The sequence below is a fragment of the Streptomyces sp. NPDC007162 genome, from assembly GCF_040634175.1.
Taxonomy (GTDB): Bacteria; Actinomycetota; Actinomycetes; order Streptomycetales; family Streptomycetaceae; genus Streptomyces.
Map to the genome: position 1 here is coordinate 1 of NZ_JBEYFC010000558.1, position 5,372 is coordinate 5,372.

A 5,372-nucleotide genomic window follows, 5' to 3' on the forward strand; every position below is an offset into this window, starting at 1 on the left:
CCGTCGGCACCCAGCGCGGCAGCGGCTCCGTCCGTTGCGCCCAGGCGGTCGGTGGGGCACCCGCCTTGCCGCCGGCCAGTACCTGACACCCCGCGAGCGCCAGGTACTGGGGCTGATGGCCGAGGGCCACGACAACGCGACCATCGCGAGGACCCTCGTCGTCACCGCGCGCGCGGTCCACAAGCACATCGGCAACGTGTTCCTCGAGCTCGGCCTGCCGCCCGGCGACAGCGGCCACCGCCGGGTACTGGCCGTCCTCGCGTACCTGGCCCGCACACCGCAGAAGTGACCGTTCCGCCAGCCCCGGAGCGTCAGAGGTTGATCATGTGCCCGGCGAGTCCGTGCAGGGCGTCCTGGACGGCCTCGCTCAGCGTCGGGTGGGCGTGCACGTTCCGGGCGAGTTCGTGCGCGGTGAGGTCCCATTTCTGGGCGAGGGTGAGCTCCGGCAGGAGTTCGGTCACGTCCGGCCCGATCAGGTGGCCGCCGAGCAGTTCCCCGTACCGGGCGTCGCTCACCAGCTTCACGAACCCGACCGTGTCGCCCAGGCCGTGCGCCTTGGCGTTGGCCGTGAACGGGAACTTCGCCACCCGTACGTCGAAACCCTCGGCGCGGGCCTGGGCCTCGGTCCAGCCGAAGCTGGCGATCTGGGGTTGGCAGAAGGTGGCGCGCGGGATCATCCGGTAGTCCAGCTCCATGGTCTCCGCGCCGGCGATGCTCTCGGCGGCGACGATGCCCATCGCCTCGGCGGTGTGCGCGAGCATCAGCTTCGCCGTGACGTCACCGATGGCGTAGATGTGCGGCCGGCTGGTGCGGCAGTGGCCGTCGACGTCGATGGCGCCCCGCTCGGTGAGTTGTACCCCGGTGCTGCCCAGCCCGTAGCCTGCGGTGCGCGGCTGGAAGCCGGTGGCCTGCAGGACCTTCTCCGCCTCCAGGACCTGTTCGGTGCCGCCCTGCCGTACGGTCACCCGGACGGTGTCGGCGCTCTCCTCGACCGCCCGCACCGCGGTGGAGGTCATGATGCGGACGCCCTGGCGTGTGAACCGGCGGGCGAGCTCGGCCGAGACCTCCTCGTCCTCCAGCGGTGCGATCCGGTCGAGGTACTCCACCAGCGTGACCTCCACGCCGTAGGACCGCAGCAGGTACGCGAACTCGACGCCGATGGCACCGGCGCCCGCGATGACCAGACTGGCCGGGAGGGTGTCGGAGAGGATCTGCTCCTCATAGGTGACGACGCGCCGGCCGAGCACCGTGCCGGGCAGCAGTTTCACGGTGGAGCCGGTGGCGATGACGCAGGAGCGGAAGGAGAGCGTGGTCTCGCCGTCCCGCATCCGTACCTGCAGGGTGTGCGGGTCGAGGAAGGTGCCCTGCCCCTCGAACTGGTCGATCTTGTTCTTGCGCATCAGGTAGCCGACGCCCTTGACGCGTCCGTCGGCCACCACCCGGCTGCGCTCGTAGGCGGCGCGGTAGTCGAGGGCCACCTCCCCGCTGATCCTCACGCCGAACTTCTCCGCGTCGTGCTGGATCAGCTGGGCGACCTCGGCGTTGCGCAACAGCGCCTTGGCCGGGATGCAGCCGATGTTCAGGCAGACGCCGCCCCAGAAGCGGCCCTCCACGATCGCGGTGCGCAGGCCCAGCTGCGCGGCGCGGATCGCGGCCACGTAGCCGCCCGGTCCGGCTCCCAGGACGACGACGTCGAAGTCCGTCTGCATGGCTCCACCTCACGTCAGGGGACCGGATAGAGGAGATCGAGAGGACCGGAGAGGGCCGCGCGGACCCGGCGGGCGGTGTCGTCGACGAGCACCTCGGACTCGTCGCGGGCGATCGCGTCCATGGCCTGCTCGGCCACCTCGGCCGGATCCGTCTTCGGCTCGTCGACCCGTGCGGTGGCGTCCGTGTCCACCCAGCCGACGTGCACGCCGACGACCAGCGTCCCCTGTTCCCGCAGCGCGACCCGGAACGCGTTGGTCAGCGACCACTGTGCCGACTTCGACGCGGCATAACCGGGGAACCGCTCGGTCGAGCGCCAGGAGGCCACGGACAGCATGTTCACGAGGGCGCCGCCGCCGTTCGCGGCGAGCACCGGCGCGAAGGCCCGGGACACGGCCCAGGTGCCCAGGTAGTTGACCTCCAGCTCGCGCCGGGCACCGTCCAGGGAGCCTTCCAGCAGGCCCGGGCCGGCCTGGATGCCCGCGTTGTTGACCACGATCGTCGCGTCCGACGCGGTCCGCGCGGCGGCCGCCACCTGGTCGTGGTCGGTGACGTCGAGGCGCAGCGGTTCCAGGCCGGGCACGGTGAAGTCCTCCGGGCGCCGGACGCCCGCGTACACCCTGGTCGCGCCGCGGGCCAGCAGGGCGTGCGCGAACGCCAGGCCGATGCCCCGGTTCGCTCCGGTCACCAGTGCGACCGATCCCTCGATCCTCATGGTCGGACACCTCGTCTCGCGGTTCGCCGTCGTCATAACCAGTGAAAGCGCGTGGGGCGCGGATGTCCACGCGGCCGCCTGCCCCCATCCGTCAGCTGAGTTTCTTGATGAGACTCGCTGGTGGGTCGCTATCGTAAGGACATGAAACGGACCTCGTTCGCCAAGTGGCCGTGCTCGATCGCGCGGACCGTCGATCTGCTGGGTGACCACTGGACGCCCCTGGTGGTGCGGGAGGCCTTCTACGGGATCAGCCGCTTCGACGAGTTCCAGCAGGAACTCGGCATCGCCCGCAACACGCTGACCGACCGGCTGCGCCTCCTGGTCGACGAGCGGATCCTGGAGAAACGGCAGTACGAGGCGGAACCGCCGCGCTACGACTACGTCCTCACGGAGAAGGGGCGCGACCTGTTCGCGGTGCTCGCCGCGATGTCCGCGTGGGGGGACCGCTGGCTCGCCGGGGAGCGGGGCGTGCCGGTGGTCTTCCACCACGGGGCGTGCGGCCACGACACCGCCGCCGAGGTCGTCTGCGCCCAGTGCCGGGCGCCGTTGCGGGCCGCGGAGACCTCGATGCGGATGGGGCCCGGATATCCCGAGCGGCTCGCGCAGCGGCCGGAGGTACGACGGCGGTTCGGTGCCGACTGAGTCCGTCGCACTCTCTTGACAGGCAGAGTCTCATATCGCAACCCTGTCGGGAGATACTCCGACGGCGAGGAGGCGACGGTCTTGGAGTGGACGGGCGCACGCTACGCGGACAGACCCACGGTCGAGGTGCGGACCTGGATCGACGCCCCGCCGGCCACGGTGTGGGCGCTGGTCAGTGACATCGAGCTGATGCCGGACATGAGCGCGGAACTGCGGTCCGTCTCCTGGCTCGACGGGGCCACCGGGCCCGCGGTCGGGGCGAGGTTCGTCGGCCGCAGCGAACACGAGGCGTTCGGCAGGTGGGAGACCACGTCCCAGGTGACCGAGTGCGAGCCGGAGTCGGTTCTCGCCTGGGCCGTGCAGGACCCCTGCGCCCCCTCCGCGATCTGGCGGTTCCGGCTCCGCGCCGAGGACGGCGGAACCGAACTGTCGCAGTGGATGCAGCTGGGGCCGGGGCGTTCCGGGCTGTCCACGGCGATCGACCGGATGCCGGACAAGGAACAGAAGATCGTGTTCGTACGGTTGCGGGAGTTCGAGCGGAGCATCACCGCCACTCTCGCCGAGATCAAGAAGCGGGCGGAGGCGTGATGCGCGCGGCCACCACGATCGAGGCCTCGGGCGGCGAGCACTGGTCCCGGCAGGCCGATTTCGTCGTCGAGGCGGAGAAGCTGGGCCTGGACGTCTGCTGGGTCGCCGAGGCCTGGGGCTCCGACGCCCCCTCCGCCCTCGGCTACTACGCGGCGCTCACCGACCGGATGCTGCTCGGCTCCGGCGTGCTGCAGCTGGGCACCCGGACCCCGACAGCCGTGGCGCAGACGGCCGTCACCCTCTCCAACCTGTCCGGCGGGCGTTTCCTGCTCGGTCTCGGCGCATCAGGCCCGCAGGTCATCGAGGGACTGCACGGCGTTCCCTTCGCCAGGCCGCTGCGGCGGATGCGGGAGACCGTGGAGATCGTGCGGCGTGTGCTGGACGGCGGCCGACTCGCTTACTCCGGCACGGAGTTCAGCGTCCCGCTGCCCGGCGGCGAGGCCGTCCCGATGCGGCTGTCGATGCGCGCCGAGCACGAGATCCCGGTGTACCTGGCCGCCCTGTCCCCGGCCATGCTGCGGCTGACCGGCGAGGTCGCCGACGGCTGGCTGGGCACCAGCTTCGTGCCCGAGGGGGCCGGCGACGCCTACTTCGCCCACCTCGACGAGGGTCTGGCCCGCAGCGGTCGCACCCGCGCGGACCTCGATGTCTGTCAGGGCGCGGAGGTCGCCTTCGCACCCGACGAGGAGGCACTCGGGGCGATGGTCGCCGGGCGGAAGAAGGAACTCGCCTTCAGCCTCGGCGGAATGGGCTCGGCCGCCACCAACTTCTACAACAACGCCTACAGCCGCCAGGGCTGGGCCGAGGTCGCCGCCGAGGTGCGCGAACGCTGGCAGGGCGGTGACCGGGACGGCGCGGCCGCGCTGGTGACGGACGAGATGGTGCTCGCCACGACGCTGATCGGCACGGAGGCCATGGTCCGCGAGCGGCTGGCGGTCTGGCGTGACGCCGGGGTGGACACGGTCCGGCTCTACCCCGCCGGGGCGACCGTCGAGGACCGGCTCACCACGCTGGGGCGGGCGATCGAGCTGGTGCACGGGACCGACGCGGGCGGCCGAGGGGCTACTCAAGTGCCCTGAGGTGTGCCTCGGTTGCCGTGGGCGACGGGCTCGGGGCCGGTCCGCGGCATCGGCCTCGTGCTCGACACGCTCGGCGGCGACACCGCCGAGCGGTCGCTCGACGTGCTGCGCCCGGGCGGCCACCTGGTGGAGGCGGTCGCCGAGGAGGACGCCGGGCTCAGGATCCGTCGTGGCACCGCCCGCGGCCCGCGCCGCGATCTACGATGACCGAATGCTGACCTTCACCGATGTCATCCTCGACTGCCCCGACCCCTGGAAGCTGGCCGAGTTCTACGCCGAGCTGCTGGGCTGGGAGATCAACACCGAGATCAGCCAGAAGGACTGGGTCAACCTGCGCAACGACGGCATCGAGCTGTCGTTCCAGCGGGTGGAGGACTACCAGCGGCCCAGTTGGCCGGGCCAGGAGCATCCGCAGCAGTTCCACCTCGACTTCGAAGTGGACGAGTTCGAGCCCGAGCACCGCCGGGTGACCGAGCTGGGCGCCGTCTTCCAGAAGAGCTTCGTCGGCGAGTCCGGCTACGGCTGGCAGGTGTACACCGACCCGGCCGGGCATCCGTTCTGCCTGTGCCGCAACCCTCCCCGGTCCTGACCGCACCCCACCGGTGACCGCCCCGGCTCCGTACGGAGCCGGGGCGGCTGCT

At 71.4% G+C, this 5,372-nt stretch carries 7 protein-coding genes and 1 pseudogene; 6 read left to right on the plus strand and 2 right to left on the minus strand.

Going from position 1 to position 5,372, the window contains the following annotated elements:
- On the plus strand, nucleotides 1–289 hold a 289-nt coding region (locus ABZ646_RS39030), incomplete at its 5' end, for a LuxR C-terminal-related transcriptional regulator (RefSeq protein ID WP_360530198.1).
- A gap of 22 nt (nucleotides 290–311) precedes the next feature.
- On the opposite strand, the gene lpdA is transcribed toward ABZ646_RS39030, so the two are convergent.
- Nucleotides 312–1,709, minus strand: coding sequence for a dihydrolipoyl dehydrogenase (lpdA, locus tag ABZ646_RS39035; RefSeq protein ID WP_360530201.1), 1,398 nt, complete (start codon nucleotides 1,707–1,709; stop codon nucleotides 312–314).
- Nucleotides 1,710–1,723: 14 nt separating this feature from the next.
- On the minus strand, nucleotides 1,724–2,422 hold the full coding sequence (locus ABZ646_RS39040; RefSeq protein WP_360530204.1) for an SDR family oxidoreductase: 699 nt from the start codon (nucleotides 2,420–2,422) through the stop codon (nucleotides 1,724–1,726).
- A 141-nt stretch (nucleotides 2,423–2,563) separates the two neighbouring features.
- Between ABZ646_RS39040 and ABZ646_RS39045 the strand changes: the two genes are divergently transcribed.
- The 5 genes and pseudogenes from ABZ646_RS39045 to ABZ646_RS39065 all read left to right on the plus strand — a co-directional run bounded on the left by ABZ646_RS39045 (nucleotide 2,564) and on the right by ABZ646_RS39065 (nucleotide 5,320).
- The gene (locus ABZ646_RS39045) at nucleotides 2,564–3,064 is read left to right on the plus strand and encodes a helix-turn-helix domain-containing protein (protein WP_360530207.1); all 501 of its coding nucleotides are present in this window, start codon (nucleotides 2,564–2,566) and stop codon (nucleotides 3,062–3,064) included.
- A gap of 81 nt (nucleotides 3,065–3,145) precedes the next feature.
- Nucleotides 3,146–3,652 (plus strand): SRPBCC family protein, encoded by a 507-nt coding sequence (locus tag ABZ646_RS39050; RefSeq protein WP_360530210.1) that lies wholly within the window; start codon nucleotides 3,146–3,148, stop codon nucleotides 3,650–3,652.
- The gene (locus ABZ646_RS39055; protein WP_360530213.1) at nucleotides 3,652–4,731 is read left to right on the plus strand and encodes an LLM class flavin-dependent oxidoreductase; all 1,080 of its coding nucleotides are present in this window, start codon (nucleotides 3,652–3,654) and stop codon (nucleotides 4,729–4,731) included. The genes ABZ646_RS39050 and ABZ646_RS39055 overlap by 1 nt, the downstream gene beginning before the upstream one ends.
- 39 nt (nucleotides 4,732–4,770) lie before the next feature.
- Nucleotides 4,771–4,890 (plus strand): annotated as a pseudogene (locus ABZ646_RS39060) (NADP-dependent oxidoreductase); the annotation flags it as partial.
- A gap of 52 nt (nucleotides 4,891–4,942) precedes the next feature.
- A complete protein-coding gene (locus tag ABZ646_RS39065; RefSeq protein ID WP_360530215.1) occupies nucleotides 4,943–5,320 on the plus strand; it encodes a VOC family protein in 378 nt (125 codons plus the stop codon).
- Nucleotides 5,321–5,372: the final 52 nt, after the last annotated feature.